At 66.6% G+C, this 16,072-nt stretch carries 15 protein-coding genes and 1 riboswitch; of the genes, 7 read left to right on the top strand and 8 right to left on the bottom strand.

What is annotated here, in order from left to right:
- The first annotated feature begins 17 nt into the window (after window positions 1-17).
- Together NUW87_RS04400 and NUW87_RS04395 are read left to right on the top strand one after the other, a co-directional pair.
- Complete coding sequence (locus tag NUW87_RS04400; RefSeq protein WP_269027374.1) at window positions 18-2,303, top strand: ATP-dependent DNA ligase; 2,286 nt, start codon at window positions 18-20, stop codon at window positions 2,301-2,303.
- A 10-nt stretch (window positions 2,304-2,313) separates the two neighbouring features.
- Window positions 2,314-2,805 (top strand): 2'-5' RNA ligase family protein, encoded by a 492-nt coding sequence (locus tag NUW87_RS04395; protein ID WP_269027372.1) that lies wholly within the window; start codon window positions 2,314-2,316, stop codon window positions 2,803-2,805.
- 3 nt (window positions 2,806-2,808) lie between these two features.
- Here NUW87_RS04395 and NUW87_RS04390 read toward each other — a convergent pair whose 3' ends face one another.
- Window positions 2,809-3,537, bottom strand: a complete 729-nt coding sequence (locus NUW87_RS04390) for a spermidine synthase (RefSeq protein ID WP_269027370.1) — start codon at window positions 3,535-3,537, stop codon at window positions 2,809-2,811.
- An 81-nt stretch (window positions 3,538-3,618) separates the two neighbouring features.
- On the opposite strand from NUW87_RS04390, the gene NUW87_RS04385 reads away from it, so the two are divergent.
- Complete coding sequence (locus tag NUW87_RS04385; protein ID WP_239219084.1) at window positions 3,619-4,134, top strand: pyridoxamine 5'-phosphate oxidase family protein; 516 nt, start codon at window positions 3,619-3,621, stop codon at window positions 4,132-4,134.
- On the opposite strand, the gene NUW87_RS04380 is transcribed toward NUW87_RS04385, so the two are convergent.
- The 5 genes from NUW87_RS04380 to NUW87_RS04360 form a co-directional block, all read right to left on the bottom strand.
- Window positions 4,135-5,586: a DHA2 family efflux MFS transporter permease subunit gene (locus tag NUW87_RS04380; RefSeq protein ID WP_269027369.1), complete on the bottom strand. Its 1,452-nt coding sequence runs from the start codon at window positions 5,584-5,586 to the stop codon at window positions 4,135-4,137. It lies immediately after the preceding gene.
- A 19-nt stretch (window positions 5,587-5,605) separates the two neighbouring features.
- Window positions 5,606-7,060, bottom strand: a complete 1,455-nt coding sequence (locus NUW87_RS04375) for a DUF4185 domain-containing protein (protein ID WP_269027368.1) — start codon at window positions 7,058-7,060, stop codon at window positions 5,606-5,608.
- 140 nt (window positions 7,061-7,200) lie between these two features.
- Window positions 7,201-7,620 carry a cupin domain-containing protein gene (locus tag NUW87_RS04370; RefSeq protein ID WP_269027426.1) on the bottom strand — a complete coding sequence of 140 codons (420 nt, stop codon included), beginning with the start codon at window positions 7,618-7,620 and terminating at the stop codon, window positions 7,201-7,203.
- A gap of 53 nt (window positions 7,621-7,673) precedes the next feature.
- A complete protein-coding gene (locus NUW87_RS04365) occupies window positions 7,674-8,726 on the bottom strand; it encodes a hypothetical protein (protein WP_269027367.1) in 1,053 nt (350 codons plus the stop codon).
- A 21-nt stretch (window positions 8,727-8,747) separates the two neighbouring features.
- On the bottom strand, window positions 8,748-9,656 hold the full coding sequence (locus NUW87_RS04360) for a DUF808 domain-containing protein (protein WP_269027365.1): 909 nt from the start codon (window positions 9,654-9,656) through the stop codon (window positions 8,748-8,750).
- Between the two features lie 88 nt (window positions 9,657-9,744).
- Window positions 9,745-9,862, top strand: a riboswitch (TPP riboswitch).
- Between NUW87_RS04360 and NUW87_RS04355 the strand changes: the two genes are divergently transcribed.
- The 4 genes from NUW87_RS04355 to NUW87_RS04340 all read left to right on the top strand — a co-directional run bounded on the left by NUW87_RS04355 (window position 9,859) and on the right by NUW87_RS04340 (window position 13,042).
- A complete protein-coding gene (locus NUW87_RS04355) occupies window positions 9,859-10,476 on the top strand; it encodes an ECF transporter S component (RefSeq protein ID WP_269027364.1) in 618 nt (205 codons plus the stop codon). (Overlaps the previous riboswitch by 4 nt.)
- Window positions 10,477-11,820, top strand: a complete 1,344-nt coding sequence (locus tag NUW87_RS04350; protein ID WP_269027363.1) for an ABC transporter ATP-binding protein — start codon at window positions 10,477-10,479, stop codon at window positions 11,818-11,820.
- Window positions 11,817-12,578, top strand: a complete 762-nt coding sequence (locus tag NUW87_RS04345; protein WP_269027362.1) for an energy-coupling factor transporter transmembrane component T family protein — start codon at window positions 11,817-11,819, stop codon at window positions 12,576-12,578. Before NUW87_RS04350 ends, NUW87_RS04345 begins: the two co-directional genes overlap by 4 nt.
- Window positions 12,575-13,042 (top strand): nucleoside/nucleotide kinase family protein, encoded by a 468-nt coding sequence (locus NUW87_RS04340; RefSeq protein WP_269027425.1) that lies wholly within the window; start codon window positions 12,575-12,577, stop codon window positions 13,040-13,042. Before NUW87_RS04345 ends, NUW87_RS04340 begins: the two co-directional genes overlap by 4 nt.
- Here NUW87_RS04340 and NUW87_RS04335 read toward each other — a convergent pair.
- Both NUW87_RS04335 and NUW87_RS04330 read right to left on the bottom strand, forming a co-directional pair.
- Window positions 13,029-14,996, bottom strand: coding sequence for a dipeptide ABC transporter ATP-binding protein (locus NUW87_RS04335; RefSeq protein WP_269027360.1), 1,968 nt, complete (start codon window positions 14,994-14,996; stop codon window positions 13,029-13,031). The two genes, NUW87_RS04340 and NUW87_RS04335, sit on opposite strands and share 14 nt — an antisense overlap.
- Complete coding sequence (locus NUW87_RS04330; RefSeq protein ID WP_269027358.1) at window positions 14,993-16,069, bottom strand: ABC transporter permease; 1,077 nt, start codon at window positions 16,067-16,069, stop codon at window positions 14,993-14,995. Before NUW87_RS04330 ends, NUW87_RS04335 begins: the two co-directional genes overlap by 4 nt.
- Between the last annotated feature and the right edge of the window lie 3 nt (window positions 16,070-16,072).

The raw sequence follows: 16,072 nt of genomic DNA, 5'->3' as shown, positions 1-16,072 counted from the left end.
GCCTCTACAGTGGGGCCATGGGCAATGACCAGAAGGTCCGCGTCGGCGGCCGCGAGCTCACCGTGAGCAACTTGGACAAGGTGCTCTACCCGGCCACCGGCACCACTAAGGCCGATGTCATGCGCTACTACCAGGCAGTTGCCGAGGTGCTCGTCCCTCAAGCCAACAGGAGGCCGGTGACCAGGAAGAGGTGGCCCGAAGGCGTCGATAAGCAAAGCTTCTTCCGCAAAGACCTCGAGGATTCGGCGCCCGAGTGGGTGCCTACCGGCACCATCCAACACACCACATGCGTCAACGCGTATCCGCTTCTCGACGGCTCCGCCACCCTCGCGTGGCTCTCCCAGGTCGCGGCACTAGAGCTGCACACCCCGCAGTGGCGCTTCGGCGCGGACGGCAAACCGCAAAACCCCGACCGGCTGGTACTGGACCTAGACCCGGGACCCGGCGTCGAATTACACAACACCGCGGAAATCGCGCTGGAGTGCCGCGAGATCCTCGAAGACATGGGGCTGACCTGTGTGCCGGTGACCTCCGGGTCCAAAGGCATCCACCTCTACGCCGGCCTGGACGGCCAAAGCGATGCCGATGCGGTGACCAAGGTGGCCAAGACCCTTGCGCAGCACCTGCAGCGCGCGCACCCGGACCGCGTCACCGCCGCCATGGCGAAGGTCGAGCGCAAAGGAAAAGTGTTCATTGACTGGAGCCAGAACAACGGGACGAAAACCACCATCAGCCCGTACTCGCTGCGAGGGCGCGAGCGCCCCACAGTGGCGGCGCCGCGCACGTGGGAGGAGATCGCGGACCCGGCGCTGCGGCAGCTGGAGCTCGACGAGGTCATCGCGCGGGTGGAGGACGGGCTCGACCCCATTGCAGTCCTCGGCGCGCCGGGGGAGGACCGGCTGGCCACGTACCGCTCCATGCGCGACAAAACCAAAACCGGCGAGCCGGTGCCCGACGCCGCTCCCGCCCCGCGCGACGGCGAGCCGATCTTCGTCATCGGCGAGCACGACGCCTCCCACCTGCACTGGGACTTCCGCCTGGAGCACGACGGGGTGCTCGTCTCCTGGGCCGTGCCGAAGGGCCCGCCGCTTAAAACCGATATCACCCGGCTTGCCGTGCAGACCGAGGACCACCCGATCGAATACGCCGAGTTCGAAGGCGTAATCCCGAAAGGCCAGTACGGCGCGGGCACGGTGAAAATCTGGGACATCGGCACCTGCGCGATAGAAAAGTGGCGCGATAACGAGATCATCGCCATCCTCCACGGCCGCGACGGCGGCTGCTTGGACGGCATCCCGCGCCGCTTCGCGCTGATCCGCACCGACGAGAAAAACTGGCTGCTCAAGCTCACCCGGGACCAGCCCAGCGCCGCCGCCGAAACAACGCCGCTGGCACCGATGCAGCCCACCGCGGCCACCCGCGGCGACATCACCCTCGAACAACATAACGGCACCGAGTTCGCCTACGAGATGAAATGGGACGGCTACCGCATCCTCGCGGACGTCGGCGGCGCGGTCCGCCTGCGCAGCCGCAGCGGCAAGGACTACACGCCCCTGTTCCCGCACACGGACGAGCTTGCGCATGTGCTTGTCGACGGCGGCTGCCTCGACGGCGAACTCGTCGCCCTCGACGCGAACGGAAACCCCGACTTCTCCGCCCTGCACCGCGCCGACCAGCACGGCGCAGAAGCACACCTTCGCTACATGGTCTTCGACCTGCTGCGCCTGGGTAGTCGGGATCTGACCGGTACGCCCTGGCGCGCCCGCCGCGAGCTGCTCGAGCGTCTCGACGAAACCGAGCACGTGGTCATTCCACCCGCAACCACCGGCTCGTTCGACACCGCCTGGCGCGCCGCGGAGGAACTCGGGCTAGAGGGCGTGGTGGCCAAACGCACCGACGCCGAATACGCGCCGGGGGAGCGCTCCCGCGCGTGGCTAAAAGTCAAGCGCGCCCTGCACCAGGAGGTGGTGGTCGTGGGCGTGCGCACCGGCAAGCGCGGCATCGCATCGCTGCTGGTCGCGGTGCCGGGTGAGGACGGCGAGCTGCGCTACGCGGGGCGTGTGGGCACCGGTTTTTCCAACTCCCAGCTCGCCGACATCGGCCGCAAGCTGCGCGGCGTCGAGCGCGCAACCCCGCCCATAGACATCCCCGCCTCCGACGCAAAGGACGCCTGGTGGGTGAGCCCGAAGTACGTCGCTGAGGTGCAGCTCGCAGGCGCTACCGCAGACCGAAAGGTGCGCCAGGCATCATGGAGAGGTTGGCGCGAGGACAAGGACCCCGGCCAGATCCGCTGGGAAGTGTAAGGAGCAATCGGTGTCGCCCGAGAACATACTGCTGCGTCTGCCCGAGGCCGAAGAACGGGCCGTGCGCGCGATCTACGCCGAGCTCGCCGAGCGCGGCTTCCCGCAGCAGCACCAGCGCCCGCACATCTCCGTCACTTTCGCGCCTGACATGCACCGCCGCGCCATCGCCGCGGCGACGGACCTTTTGCCGCCTGTGTTGCCCGCAGCTTTACGACGTTCCGGCGTCGCCATCTTCGGCACCAAGTCCAAACAGACCGTGGCTTGGCTGCTTGAGGCGCCGGAGGAGCTTGAGCGCGCAGCCCGGGCCGTCAGCGCCGCGAACCCGGAGGGCCGCGGCGAGCGCTGGATTCCACACCTGACCATGGGGCTGCGCCTGCCCAAACGCATCGTGCCGGACTACATCGCCGCGCTGCAGGAGGTCACCTCGCCGCACTTCAAGGAGCTCACCGCGCAGCGGGCCGCGTTCTACCAGCCCAGTCTGGGCACTGAGTTCGAGTTCTAGGGGCTAGTCGTGCAGAGGCGAAGCGCCGTCGATAGGCAGTTGGGCGCCAGCGAGCGGCGCATCGGACGCGGCGACGACGACGTTGCCGTAGCCGCGGCCCGTAAACGTCGCGGCGGTATTGGCGAAAACCTCTTGCAGCCCGGCGACAGTGGCGCGGGCGCGGGGCAGGCCCGCCACATCGCCGACGTTGACCACGAATAACCCGCCCGGGGTCAGGGCGCGATACGCCACCAGGTAGAACTCCACCGTGGTCAGCGGGCGGGGAGTGTCGGGGCCGGCGAAGACGTCGCGCACGATCACGTCCACCGATCCGGGCGCAAGCGCGTGGGTGAACGCACGGGCTTCTGCGACAGCGATTTCTACCGGCGGGTCGAACGCGTCTCGCACCAGGCGGGCCAACCCCCGGTCCAGCTCGACGGCGATGTTGCGGCTGTCCCACCGGTGCTGCACGTAACTCGGCAGCGCGCAGCCGGCCGCGCCCAAGTGCACCGCGGTAAACGGCTCCGGCAGGTCAGCGGCCTCGATGAAGTCCGCGATCCACCGCATGTAGTCGTACTCCAGCACCTCCGGCGCGCCGGGCACGACGTACGACGACGGCACCCGGTTGACTTCCAAGACGTACGCGCCGTCGCGGTCCGGGTCCGCGAGGATGCTGGCCGTGCCGGTGTCGATGGGGTAGGTGCCCTCGATGCGCTTCTTCCGGGCGCGCGGCTTGCGGGTGCGCTCTGCCATGGGACCATACATACCTGTTGTGTGGCTGGTATCGCATGTGATTTTGATGATTGCGGGGCGTTTCGTTGATACGCTTGCTCCATGATTTACCTGTCGCAGGACTATGTCGCGGGGTTGGAAAAGACGCAGACCTCGCGGATCGAGGTCGACTTCGCCTCGCTGCCTCGCGACCCCAACGTGTTATTCGCCGAGTGGTTCGAGTACGCCGTGGACGCAGGGCTTCGCGACGTCTCCGCCGTCTCCCTCGCCACCGTGGACGAGCGAGGGCTTCCCGAGGTGCGAATCGTCGACCTCCTCCAACTGAATTCGGACGGGTTTCACTTCGGCACTGGGAAGCGAACCGCCACCGTAAAGCAGCTGGAGGTGTCCGGGGCCGCGGCGCTGAACTTCTGGTGGCAGCCGCTGCGCCGCTCCGTGCGCGTGAAGGGCACCGCGCATAGGAAGTTCGACGGCGAGAGGCTCAACGTGTGGTGCATCGAGCCGGAGCACTTCGAGTTCTTCCAGCTCTGGGGTAACCGGGAGCACGCCGACAAGTTGATCTACCGCCGCGACGAGTTGGGGGACTGGGAACGTATCCCACTGCCCGGCGGCGTGTAGTTAGTCGTTCCAGGATTTCGTTCTTGCGAAGAAGCACGCCACCACGGCGCCTGCCGCGATGACGGCGCACGGCAGCCAGATCGAGTTGCCCATCGCCAGCGCGAACGGTTCGTGCAGCGCCTCCGGCAGGGGGCCTGTCGCCTGACCCGCGGTGGCTATGTCGCCCGCGCCGGCTCCGTCGCCAAGCTTGGCGGCGAGCTGCGACGACATCATCGCCGCGACCGCCGCCGACCCGATCACCCCGCCGATCTGGCGGGTGGTGTTGTACACGCTCGAGCCGGCACCGGCCAGGCGCGGGTCCAAGTTCCGGGTGGCGATCATAGAAAGCGGGCCCCACATCAGCGAGTTGGCCACGCCATAGACCACGGCGATGACGTACATCCAGCGCGGATCCACCGCCGGGGTGGTGATCAGTGCCGAGACGCCCATCGACACCGCCGCCAACGTGAGGCCGGTGATGGCGAAGGGCTTCGGGTCGTGCGTGTTGGTCAGCTTGCCAACCCACGGAGACAGCAGACCGGAGACCACACCCGACGGCAGCACCAGCAGCGCCGCCTGGGTGGGGGTAAAGCCCTGCACCGTCTGCACGTAGATCATCCACGGGATGATGTAGGTGGAAATAGCGAAGCCCACCGTGGAGATAGTGGCGCCGGCGAGAGAGAAGTTGCGGTCCTGGAACAGAGCCAACGGCACCAGTGCGCTGGCGCCCTGCCTGGACTGCCAGCGGAAAAACAGCACCATCGTCGCCGCTCCGACAAGCACCAGCGCCCACACGCGCCAGTCCCAGTTGAAGTTCTCCGCCTCCTGGATGCCAAAGACCAGGCAGAACATGCTCACGGTGCTTAACCCCACGCCCACCCAGTCGAAGTGCCGGTTGGTCTTGTCCAGGCGCGGCACGTAGATCCACGCCAGGACGAGTCCGATCACACCGACGGGGACGTTGACAAAGAAGATCCAGGGCCAACCGGAGGCGTCGACAAGCAAACCGCCCAACAGCGGGCCCGTGACGGTGGCGAGGCCTGCCGTGGCACCCCACACACCCATCGCGCCGCCGCGCTCCTTCGGAGAGAAGGTGCGGATCATCACCGACATGGTTTGCGGGGTGACCATCGCACCACCCAGCCCCTGGAACGCGCGGGCGGCGATCAGCGCAGCCGAGGTGGACGCCAACCCGCACGCCAGCGACGACGCCGTGAACAGCGCCAGACCGGCCAAGTAGATAGTTCGGGGGCCGAAACGGTCGCCGAGACGGCCCGTGATCAGCAACGGCACCGCGTACGCCAAAAGGTACGCGGAGTTGACCCAAATAACCTCGTTATAGGAGGCGCCGAGGCCCTCCGAGATCGCGGGGATCGCCACCGAAACAATGGTGGAATCCACCAGGATCATGAAAAACCCGAGCATCATCGACCACAGGGCCGGCCACGGAGAACGAGTTGAGGTTTGACGCACCGGGGAGATGATACCGGGCCTAGAACGGCAGCATCTGCTGGATCGGCTCCGGCAGCATGTCCCTGTACATCGGTAGTGTCACGGCACCGATGGCGCCGATGGCCGCCAGCACGCCCAGAATGATGCCGACGGTGCGCAGGGTGGCCAGCGCGTCGCTGTCCTCCGAGGACAAGAAAAGCTCGGGCTTGTCGTTGACCAGGTTGTCCTCAGCCTCCATGTCGGTGGTCGACTCCGACCCCTGCTTGACCACCGTGACCTCGGGCTCCTCGCGCACCTCATCCGCGTCGATGCCGTACACCTTGTCCAGCCCCTTCACGTTGAACTGGGTGGCGGTGTAGCGGCTGTTGTCGGTGGTGTTCCACTGAGAGACCACAATGTCCATGTCGTCCAGGTGCGAGCCCGGCACGATGTAGCCGCCGTAGGGCTGCGACCAGTTCAGCGGGGTCTGCTTGCTGTCCCAGGACCCGTGCCGTGCGATCTTGGCTACCCGGACCTCGTCCCAGTCACGTTCCAAAGTCTCGGAGATGCGCACCTCGACGCTCAGCGTGTCCTCGTTGAACATGACCAGAACCCAGTGGCCGTCGATGTAGCGCAGGCACATCTCGCCGGCCTTCACGTTGTCCTGCAGGATCGGTTCAGCCTCGTTGGTCCATTTGTCGATCTGGGCGCTGTAGCCCTCCCAGTTGCCCGGGTTGTCAATGTCTTCCGGCTTGAAGCGGAACAGGTACACCGCCGAATCCCGGCCGAACTTGGTGGTGGTGGCGTAGATGTAGCCGTCCGGGCCCTTGTCCCAGCTAATCAGCTGCGTCACACCGCCCATGTGATTGCCGCGTGTGGAGCTGATTTCTTTCCAGGTTTTACCGCCATCGTCGGACTTCCACACGTTGGAGGAAACCACGTCGCCGAAAGCGGGGGCATGGAAGGTGCCGTGCAGATATAGCGTGCCGTCGATGTTGATCACGTCGGACGGAATCAGGGTGCTTTGGTTGACGCGGCGGTACGAGATCATGTCGCTGACCTCGGAGGTGTTGTCGATGGGGCGCAGGATCTTGATAAAGCCGTCCTCGTCCATTGTGGCCACCACGCCGACCGGGCTCATCCACCCTTGGCCGAAATCCCCGCGGAAGGAGTCGCCGAAGATCATGGCGAACTCGCCGTTGCCCATCGGCGCCATCGCACCCAGGTCGCCGCTGCGGAACCCGGTGTGGGCGGAGTATTTACCCAGCACGTCGTCCATGATTTGGATGGTGGTGCCGTTGGGCAGCCGCAGAGGCTTCGACGCGGTCTTCTTCGGCGGCTCCACGGGCACCCACGGCTTCTTCTCGCGCTTCTTCTTCGCGGGGGTGCCGGAGGAAGAAGACAGGCTGGACAGGCTCGATTCCGCATGCGCCTGGGGCGCGGTCACGGCCGTCAGCGCGAGGGCGCTGGCCACACCGGCACTGAGAAGGATCTTCGGGGTTGTCTGGGTGCGCATGAGGCTCGCCTTTTCTACAGATGTTGGTTAGACATTTCAGAACCAGAGAGCACTCTAGCACCGGATACGCGCGCGAGTTGGCGATTGAAAAAGCCCGGAAACGAACCTTCGCGTTTCCGGGCTCTCTTTAGCACCGCCGTTTAGACAGCGTCGGTTTCCTGCGGGTCGTTATCCGCGTCCGCCTTGGTCTCGTGGCGGGTGCCGGGGGCGTGCTCCGGCGGGGCGTAGATGGAGTACAGCTTCGCCGGCGCGTCGGATTCGTTGACAAAGTTGTGCCACTTGCCGGCCGGCACGAATGCAGCCCAGTCTGCCTTGATCACTTCGTCGATTTCCAGGTCGTCCTCGGACGGGCCGATCTGTGCGCGCAGTTCGCCTTCTTCGAGGCGGAGGAACTGGTCGTGGTCGTCGTGGATCTCGGCGCCGATTTCGCCGCCGACCGGGATGGTCATCACGGTCAGCTGCAGGTTCTTGCCGGTCCACAGCGTGTCGCGGAACGCATCGTTATCCAGCGTCGCCTTCTCAATGTCCACCACAAACGGGTTGGGGCCCTTGTCAGCCATCATGCCTCCTCGGTTGTTGGAAGTGTTCCACGTCCGAGCCTAGGAGCTTTCGCTTATCGACGGTGGCGTCCGCCCCGCCGACGCTTCCTATTTTTCCTCCTGAGCTGGACCTTTTCTACCTCGGTGAGGTAGCCGTCCCGGGTGTTTTGCGCCGCGACGGCGGTCGGCTCCGGTCGCTTCGGCGCCTCGGTGTCACCAGGCTCGTCCACGCGGCCGAACATCTCCGTCGGCGCGGCGATGTCCTCGGGGCGCGCGCCGCCGCCGAGGGAGACGTAGCGGGCGGTGTGCTTCGGCTTGACCGCATCGGCCGGGTCGGTGGCGAAGTCGCGCTCCACGGTGACGGCCCAGCCGCCGCCGGGAAAGTCGATGAGCTGCCACGGCTCCGGGCGGCGCTGCGGCGCGGCACTTAAGGCGGGGATGTTCTCCGTGCCCTCGTCCGGGGCGGCGGCGTCGAGGGCCGCCATGCCGTCTAGGACAACCGCGCGTGCCCACAGCCCGCCGTTCGGGAAGTCGGCCAACCACTCCAGCACGGCCTCACCGTCGGGCCCGGCAACGGCGCCGAGGACGCGGCCGTCGAGGGTGGCCAGCGCGGTGGCGTCGATAGGCAAAAGCCCCACGAACCACTGGCCGGGGGAGCGGGCCGCAAGCTCATCGGCTGAGAATTCGCCGACGGAAGTGTCGATGACCAGCATGTCTCCCGGCAGCAGCACCGCGGCTTCCTCAGGCGCGTTGTTGCGGGGCACCGCGAGCTGCGGCTCTGGCAGCACCACGTGCACCTCGAAACGCCCCGTGTCTTCATTGAGGCTGACCGCGGCCACCGTCGCGGGCTGCAGAAACGATGAGTGGACGCGCTCCACCTCGTCGAAGTGGGCGCGCCACTCGGGCGCGACCTCGCCGAGCACGGGACCAGGCAGCTCGCCGCCGCTGCGACGGCGCACCCGCCACGAGCGGTTCAGCGGGTTCGCCTCCAACACAACGTCGACGTACGTGGTGCCCTTGCGGCCCGCGAAATCGGAGAAGAGGGCGGCCTGCGAGACGTGGTCCACCGGGACTTCCACGCCGGCACCCCACGTGGACGGGGCGAGAGAGTACTGCTTGGCTGCCATGGAGGGAATTGTAGGCAGGCGCTAGCGCAGCTTCTTCACCAGCTGCACCACGCCCAGCACGATGAAACCGACGATAAGGCCCGCCACCAGGGAAACGCCGGTCTCCACCAGCCAGCCCAGCGCGCCGCCGCCGACCGCCTCCTGGCCCATGGCGATGACGTCGTGCGGCCAGTGCCAACCGAAGACCTCATCGAAGCCGCGGATGAGCAGGTGGCCGCCCACCCACAGCATTGCCACGGTGCCGATGATGCCGATGGCGTTGAGCACGTACGGCATGCCCTTGACCAGCGCGCGGCCGGTCTTCGGGGCGTTGCCGCGCTTGATCATGCCGCGGCCGATGTCGTCGATCTTGACTAGCAGCGCAACGGCACCGTAGACGGCGATGGTGATGAAGATCGCCACCGCGATCAGCACGGCGGCTTCCATCCACACCGACTGATCCTTGACCTCATCGAGGGAGATGAACATGATTTCGGTGGACAAGATCAGGTCCGTGCGGATGGCGCTTTTGACCAGCGCGTCTTCGTCCTGTTCGGACTTGTTGGCCGCCTTCTCGGCTTCCTCGCCGTCGTTGGAGGACAGCTTGTGCGCGATCTTTTCCGCACCCTCGAACGCCAGGTAGGTGCCGCCGAGCATGAGAATCGGGGTCAGCGCCCACGGCGCGAACGCGTTGAGCAGCAGCGCGACCGGCAAAATGAAGACCAGCTTGTTGCGCAGCGAGCCCTTGGTGATGCGCCAGATCATCGGCAGCTCACGCGCCGGTGTGACCCCGTCGACGTACTGCGGGGTCACCGCGGCGTCGTCGATGACCACGCCGGCGGCCTTAGAAGATGTCTTTGCGGTCATGCCCGCAACGTCATCGATGCTCGCGGCGGCTTGGCGCGCGATCAAGGCGACGTCGTCGAGCAGGGCGAGTAGGCCACCGGCCATGTGGGGGTTCTCCTTGGGGAGTCGGGGGCGGAGACCAGACCAGCATACGGTGCATTTCCGCGATGAGGTAGCATCATCTGGCGCAACTGTTTTTACACACGGGTGCTCCCGCGGAAAACGCGGTGGCTGAGATGCCGAAGCGCTTCGGCGAACCGTTGAACCTGATCCGGGTAATGCCGGCGATAGGAAGGAAGATTCGCACATGACTGCGCCTGCAAACTCTGCCGCACCAAAGAACAAGTCCTGGCGCGTAGTGGACATTGTCACCGCCGCCGTCCTCGGCGTGGCCTGTGGCCTGCTGTTCTGGGTGTGGAACAGTATCGGCTACGCCGGTTTTAAGGCCCTGGACACCCTGACCCCGGGCCTGGGCGGTTTGGCCGTGGGCATCTGGCTCATCGGCGGCGTGCTCGGCGGCTTGATCATCCGCAAGCCGGGTGCGGCGCTGTTCGTCGAGGTTGTCGCGGCCTCCGTTTCCGCGGTACTGGGCAGCCAGTGGGGCCCGGAGACGCTGTACTCCGGCCTCGCGCAGGGCCTGGGTGCGGAGCTGGTCTTCCTCATCTTCGCCTACCGCCGCTTCAACCTGTCCGTGGCGGCGCTGTCCGGCATCGGCGCGGGCATCGGCGCGTTCATCCTGGAGCTGTTCACCTCCGCCAACCTGGCCATGAGCCTGCAGTACAACCTGATCTACCTGACCTGCCTGATCATCTCCGGCGCGGTCCTCGCGGGCGTGGTGGCCTACTACCTGGTCAAAGCGCTGGCGCAGACCGGTGCGCTGGACCGCTTCGGTGCTGGCCGCGAGCGCTTCAACCACGCCGCGTAAATGTCGCTGGCCATCCAGGCGCGGGGTCTTTCCTACCAGCACGCGACACGCCCGCAGCCCGCGTTTACCAACGTTGACCTCGACATCGCGCGAGGGGAGCGGGTGCTCATCACCGGCGATTCGGGCTCGGGCAAGTCCACGTTGCTTGCGGTGATCGCCAAGCTTATCGACGACTCCGAGGACGGCAGCCGCGCCGGCACCCTACACGTGGACGGGACCGTCGGCATGGTGCTGCAGGACCCGGAGGCGCAGACGATTCTGTCGCGGGTGGGCGACGACGTCGCCTTCGGCGCCGAGAACCTCGGCGTACCCCGCGAGGAAATATGGCCGCGTGTGCAGCGCGCCCTCGACGCCGTGGGCCTCGACATCCCTCTGGACCACCGCACCGCGCACTTGTCCGGCGGTCAGAAGCAGCGCCTGGCTTTGGCGGGCGTGATCGCGATGGGGGCGGACATCCTCATCCTGGACGAGCCCACCGCTAACTTAGACCCGCGCGGGCGCGACGAGGTCATTGCTGCGGTGGACCGCGTCTGTCAGCGCACCGGCGCCACCTTGATCGTGGTGGAGCACCGCCCGAAGCACTGGGCGCACGTGGTTCAGACCTACTACCGACTGGACCAGACGGGTCTTTCCCGCATCGGCGCCGACGAGCTGCCGGACGCCCCGGCACTGCCGCCCGCGAAGAAGGTGCCACGGGGAGTACCTGCGGCCGTCGCAACGCAGGAGGTGCTCACGCGTTTCGGCCCGCCGCGCACCATGCACGCGCCGGAGGGGTATTCCACCGTGATTACCGGCGAGAACGGCTCCGGAAAGACCACGCTGGTGCAAGTGTTGGCTGGCCTGACCCCGCCGGAAAAGGGCGAGGTCCAGTACTCGGAGACGATCCGGCAGGGGCTGACCTCCCCGTCGATCAAGTGGTCGTCGAGGGATCTGACCAGCCGCATCGGGTACGTGTTCCAGGAGCCGGAGCACCAGTTCGTCACCGCTACCGTGCGCGAGGAGATGGCGCTGTCCGGCGCGCCACAGGAGCGTATCGACGACCTGTTGCACCGCCTGCGCCTGGAGCACCTGGTGGACGCGAACCCGTTCACTCTCTCCGGCGGTGAGAAGCGGCGCCTGTCGGTGGCTACCGCGCTGGTCAACGCCCCGCAGTTGCTCATCCTGGACGAGCCGACGTTCGGCCAGGACGACCGCACCTTCGTCGAGCTCGTCGGCCTGATCCGCGAGCTGACGGAGCAGGGCGTGACCGTCATGTCCATCACCCACGACGAGGCGTTCATCGCCTCGCTGGGCGACCACGTCGAGCGCGTCCTCGCACGCTCGGACGCGGAGGAGGGCCGATGAACTTGCTGCGCGGCATCAACCCCGTCACCCGCATCCTCGGCCTGGTGCTTCTGACCACGCCGCTGATGTTCACTATCGACTGGGTCTCCGCCACCTTCGTACTCGCGTTCACGCTGCTCATGGTGCCCGTGTGCGGGCTGGGCTACGGCCGCTTCTGCAAACGCGCGCTGCCGATCCTGCTCATCGCGCCGCTGGCGGGCATCCCCATGGCGCTCTACGGCCAGGCGGGCGGGGACACCTACCTCGAGTGGGGGCTTGTGCACGTCACCGAGCTGTCGGTGTCGTTGGCGTGGGCCGTGATCTTGCGCGTGCTCGCGATCGCCCTGCCAGTGGTGCTGCTGTCTGCGGACGTGGACCCCACCGACCTCGGCGACGGGCTCGCGCAGGTGCTGCACCTGCCGGAACGCTTCGTCATCGGCACCGTCGCAGCGCTTCGCATGCTCACCCTGCTTCGCGACGACCTCGACGCCATGCGCCGCTCCCGCCGCGCCCGCGGAATCGCCGACCAGGGCAAAATCAAGTACTGGTTCTCGCTGTCGTTTGGCCTGCTGGTGATGTCGCTGCGCCGCGCCGGCAAGCTCGCCACCGCCATGGAAGCGCGCGGCTTCGGCGGGCCGAACAAGCGATCTTGGGCGCGCGAATCCACGCTGCACTCCCGCGACTGGGTAGTTAAGGCCGCCTGCCTCGCCGTCGCGCTCGCCGCGCTCGCGCTCGCGTGGGCGACCGGCTACCTTCGCCCGGTGTGGGCGGTGCGATGACGTACACCCTGCTTATCGACGGCCCCTCGGGCTCCGGCAAAACCACCCTCGCTAACCAAATCGGCGCCGCCCTCGGCATCCGGGTGGTGCACCTGGACGACTTCTACCCCGGCTGGGGCGGGCTCGCCGAGGGCGCCCGGATGGTCGCCGACGACGTCCTTCACCCGGTGGCGCCCGGGTTCTGGCGCTGGGACTGGGAGCAGGATAGACGCGCGGAATGGGTGCCGTTGGTGCCCGGCGCGGATCTCGTGGTGGAGGGGGTTGGCGCGGTGACGGAGGCGTCGATAAGCAAGGCGAAAGCGCGCGGCGACGTGGACACGCTGCGGGTTGTCGCGGACGCCAGAACCCGAAAAGCCCGGGCCCTGAAGCGGGACCCGGGCTACGCGCCCTGGTGGGACATGTGGGCCGAGCAGGAGAAGCTCCAGCCCGCAATCCCCGTGGACGTGGAGGTTAGGAGGGTGTGACCTCCTCCGGCTTGTACACCGTGCGCTCGCGCGCACGCTCCGCGTCCGGATCGGGGATCGGAATCGCCGACAACAACGCCTTGGTGTAGGGGTGCTGCGGGTTGTCGAAGACGTCGTCGGTTTCGCCGAACTCCACGAAGTCGCCCTTGTACATCACCGCCACACGGTCCGACAGGTGGCGCACCACCGACAGGTCGTGGGCGACAAACAGGTAGGACAGGCCCAGCTTGCGCTTGAGCGAATCCAGCAGGTTGATCACGCCGGCCTGGATGGACACGTCGAGGGCGGAGACCGGCTCGTCCAACACGATCACCGACGGGTTGGTCGCCAACGCGCGGGCGAGGCCGATGCGCTGGCGCTGGCCGCCGGAGAAGTGGCCGGGGAAGCGGTCGATCTGCTTCGCGTCCAGGCCCACCGTGCGCATCAGTTCGGAGATGCGGGCGTCCTTGTCGCCCTCGTAGCCGAGGGCGTCCAGCGGCTCTTGGATGATCTCTTTCACAGTCATGCGCGGGTTGAGCGAGCTCATCGGGTCCTGGAAGACCATCTGGATGTTTTTGCGTGCTTCGCGGCGCTGCGCGGAGTTCATCTTCGCCGCGTCCTGGCCGCAGATGACAATGCGGGAATCCGCCTCCGGCTCGAGGTTCATGATCTCCAGCAGCGTGGTGGTCTTGCCCGAGCCCGACTCGCCCACGATGGCCATGCACTCGCCGGCGCGCACGTCGAATGAGATGTTCTTCACGGCCTCCACGGTGCCGATGCGGCGCTTGACCAACGCGCCCTTTGTCAGCGGGAAGGCGCGGTAGAGGTTCTCCACCTCGAGGGTGACCTCGCGGTCCTCGCGCGGGATGCCCGCGTACTTGTTCTCCGGCAGCTTCGGGGCCGGGAAGAGCGGCTTGCCGTCGATTTTTCCCTCCATGATCTCATCGCGGCGGATGCAGGCGACCAGGTGTTCATCGTCGTCGCCCTTGTCCGGGACCAGGGCCGGCTCTTTGGCCAAGCACTCGTCTACGGCGATGGGGCAGCGGGGTGCGAACTGGCAGCGGTCGGCGACGTCGATGAGCATCGGCGGGTTGCCGTCGATGTACGTCAGCGGTTCGTTGGACGGCTGGTCCACGCGCGGGGTGGAGCCCAACAAGCCCACGGAGTACGGCATCTTCGGGTTGCTGAAGAGCTCGTGCACCTCGGTGCGCTCGACGGGGCGGCCGCCGTACATCACCAGCACGTCGTCCGCGGTGCCGGCGACGACACCCATGTCGTGGGTGATCATGATGCAAGCCGCGCCCGTTTCGCGCTGCGCCTTCTTAATCACCTCGAGGATCTGCGCCTGGATGGTCACGTCCAGCGCGGTGGTCGGCTCGTCGGCGATGAGCACCTTCGGGTTGTTCGCGATGGCGATCGCGATGACCACGCGCTGTCGCATGCCGCCGGAGAACTCGTGCGGAAAGGAGCGCAGGCGCTTCTTCGGCTCCGGGATGCCCACGAGGTCCAGCAGCTCTGCGGCGCGGTCCATCGCCTTGGACTTGGAGACGTTGTTGTGCGCCTGGATGGCCTCCACCAGCTGGGTGCCGATGTCGTAGACCGGGGTCAGCGCGGACAGCGGGTCCTGGAAGATCATGCCGATGCCGTTGCCGCGGATCTTGGACATCGCGGCGTCGGACTTGCCCAGCAGCTCGTCGCCGCCGAACTTCACCGACCCGGTGACCTTCGCGTACTCCGGGAGCAGCCCCATCACCGCAAGCGAGGTGACGGACTTGCCGGAGCCGGACTCGCCCACGATGCCGAGGGTGCGTCCGGGGTAGAGGTCGAAGTCCACGCCGCGCACCGCCCGCACCACGCCTGCCTCCGAGGGGAAGGAGACGTGGAGGTCACGCACGGCAAGCACCGGGTCGCCCGTAGGCGCGGGCGCCGGGCCGCCGAAGCCTGTGCCGCCGGGGTTGTGGATGCTGGTTGTCATGCTGCGGAACCTCCGGAATTCGAGTTCGGGTCAAGCGCGTCGCGCAGGCCGTCTGCGATAAACGCCATGGACACGGTGAGCAGGGTCAGGATCAGGGCCGGGAAGTAGAACTGCCACGGTGCGGTGATCAGCGTCGACGTGCCCGTCTGCAGCAGCGTGCCGAGGGAGACGTCGGGAAGCTTCACGCCCAGGCCGAGGAAGGACAGGGCGGTCTCCGACATGATGGTGGAGACGATGCCGAGCATGAGCTGGATGATCAACAGCGACGCGACGTTCGGGATGACGTGGCGCACGATGGTCTGCGGGCGGGAGACACCCATGAACTTCGCGGCGCGCACGTAGTCGTTTTCGCGGATGGACAACGATAGCGACCAGATCACACGCGCCGAGTACATCCAACCGAACGCGATGAGCACGACGGTGAGCACCTTCCAGTCGCCGCCCGAGCCGGAGACCAGCAGGGCGATGATGAGGAAGGTCGGCACGGCCAGCAGGAAGTGGATGACAGCCAGGACAACCTTTTCCACGCTGCCGCCGTAGAGCGCCGCGCCGGCGCCGACGATCGCGGAGATGATGGTGGTGGCAATGGATGCGGGGACAGCAATCGTCAGCGAGCGGCCCAGGCCGTGGACGACTTGGGCGAACAGGTCGTTGCCGGAATCCGTCGTGCCGAACCAGTGCTCTGACGACGGCGGCACGGACAGGTTCAGAAAGTCCGGATCCTGGTAGTTCCACGGGCTGAGGAACTTGCCAAAGACAGCGAGCAGGACGAGCAGGAAGAAAATGATCAGACCGATCACCGCCGCCTTGTTGCGCATGAAGCGGCGGAAGTAGATCTTCGACTTTCGCGTCGCGCGCATCGTCCGTTGGTCGTCGATGCTGTTGCCCTGCTTCGGGGTTGGTGGGGGAGTATCGCGCTCCGCGCTTCTCACGCCGTCGGCCTGGCGGCCGGTCTCGGAGATAGCGGTGAGGTCGTTGAGCGGCATGTTCGCGTGCATGCCCAGTTTGGTCGAGCTGTGCGCCCGGGGGTCCTTCAATTTGCGGGATACGCCGCTGGAGGTATTCGGTGCCATGAT

It is taken from the genome of Corynebacterium pilbarense (genome assembly GCF_026930265.1).
Taxonomy (GTDB): Bacteria; Actinomycetota; Actinomycetes; order Mycobacteriales; family Mycobacteriaceae; genus Corynebacterium; species Corynebacterium pilbarense.
Note: the sequence above shows the minus strand (reverse complement) of the source record. Positions and strands in the feature narration are given on the sequence as shown.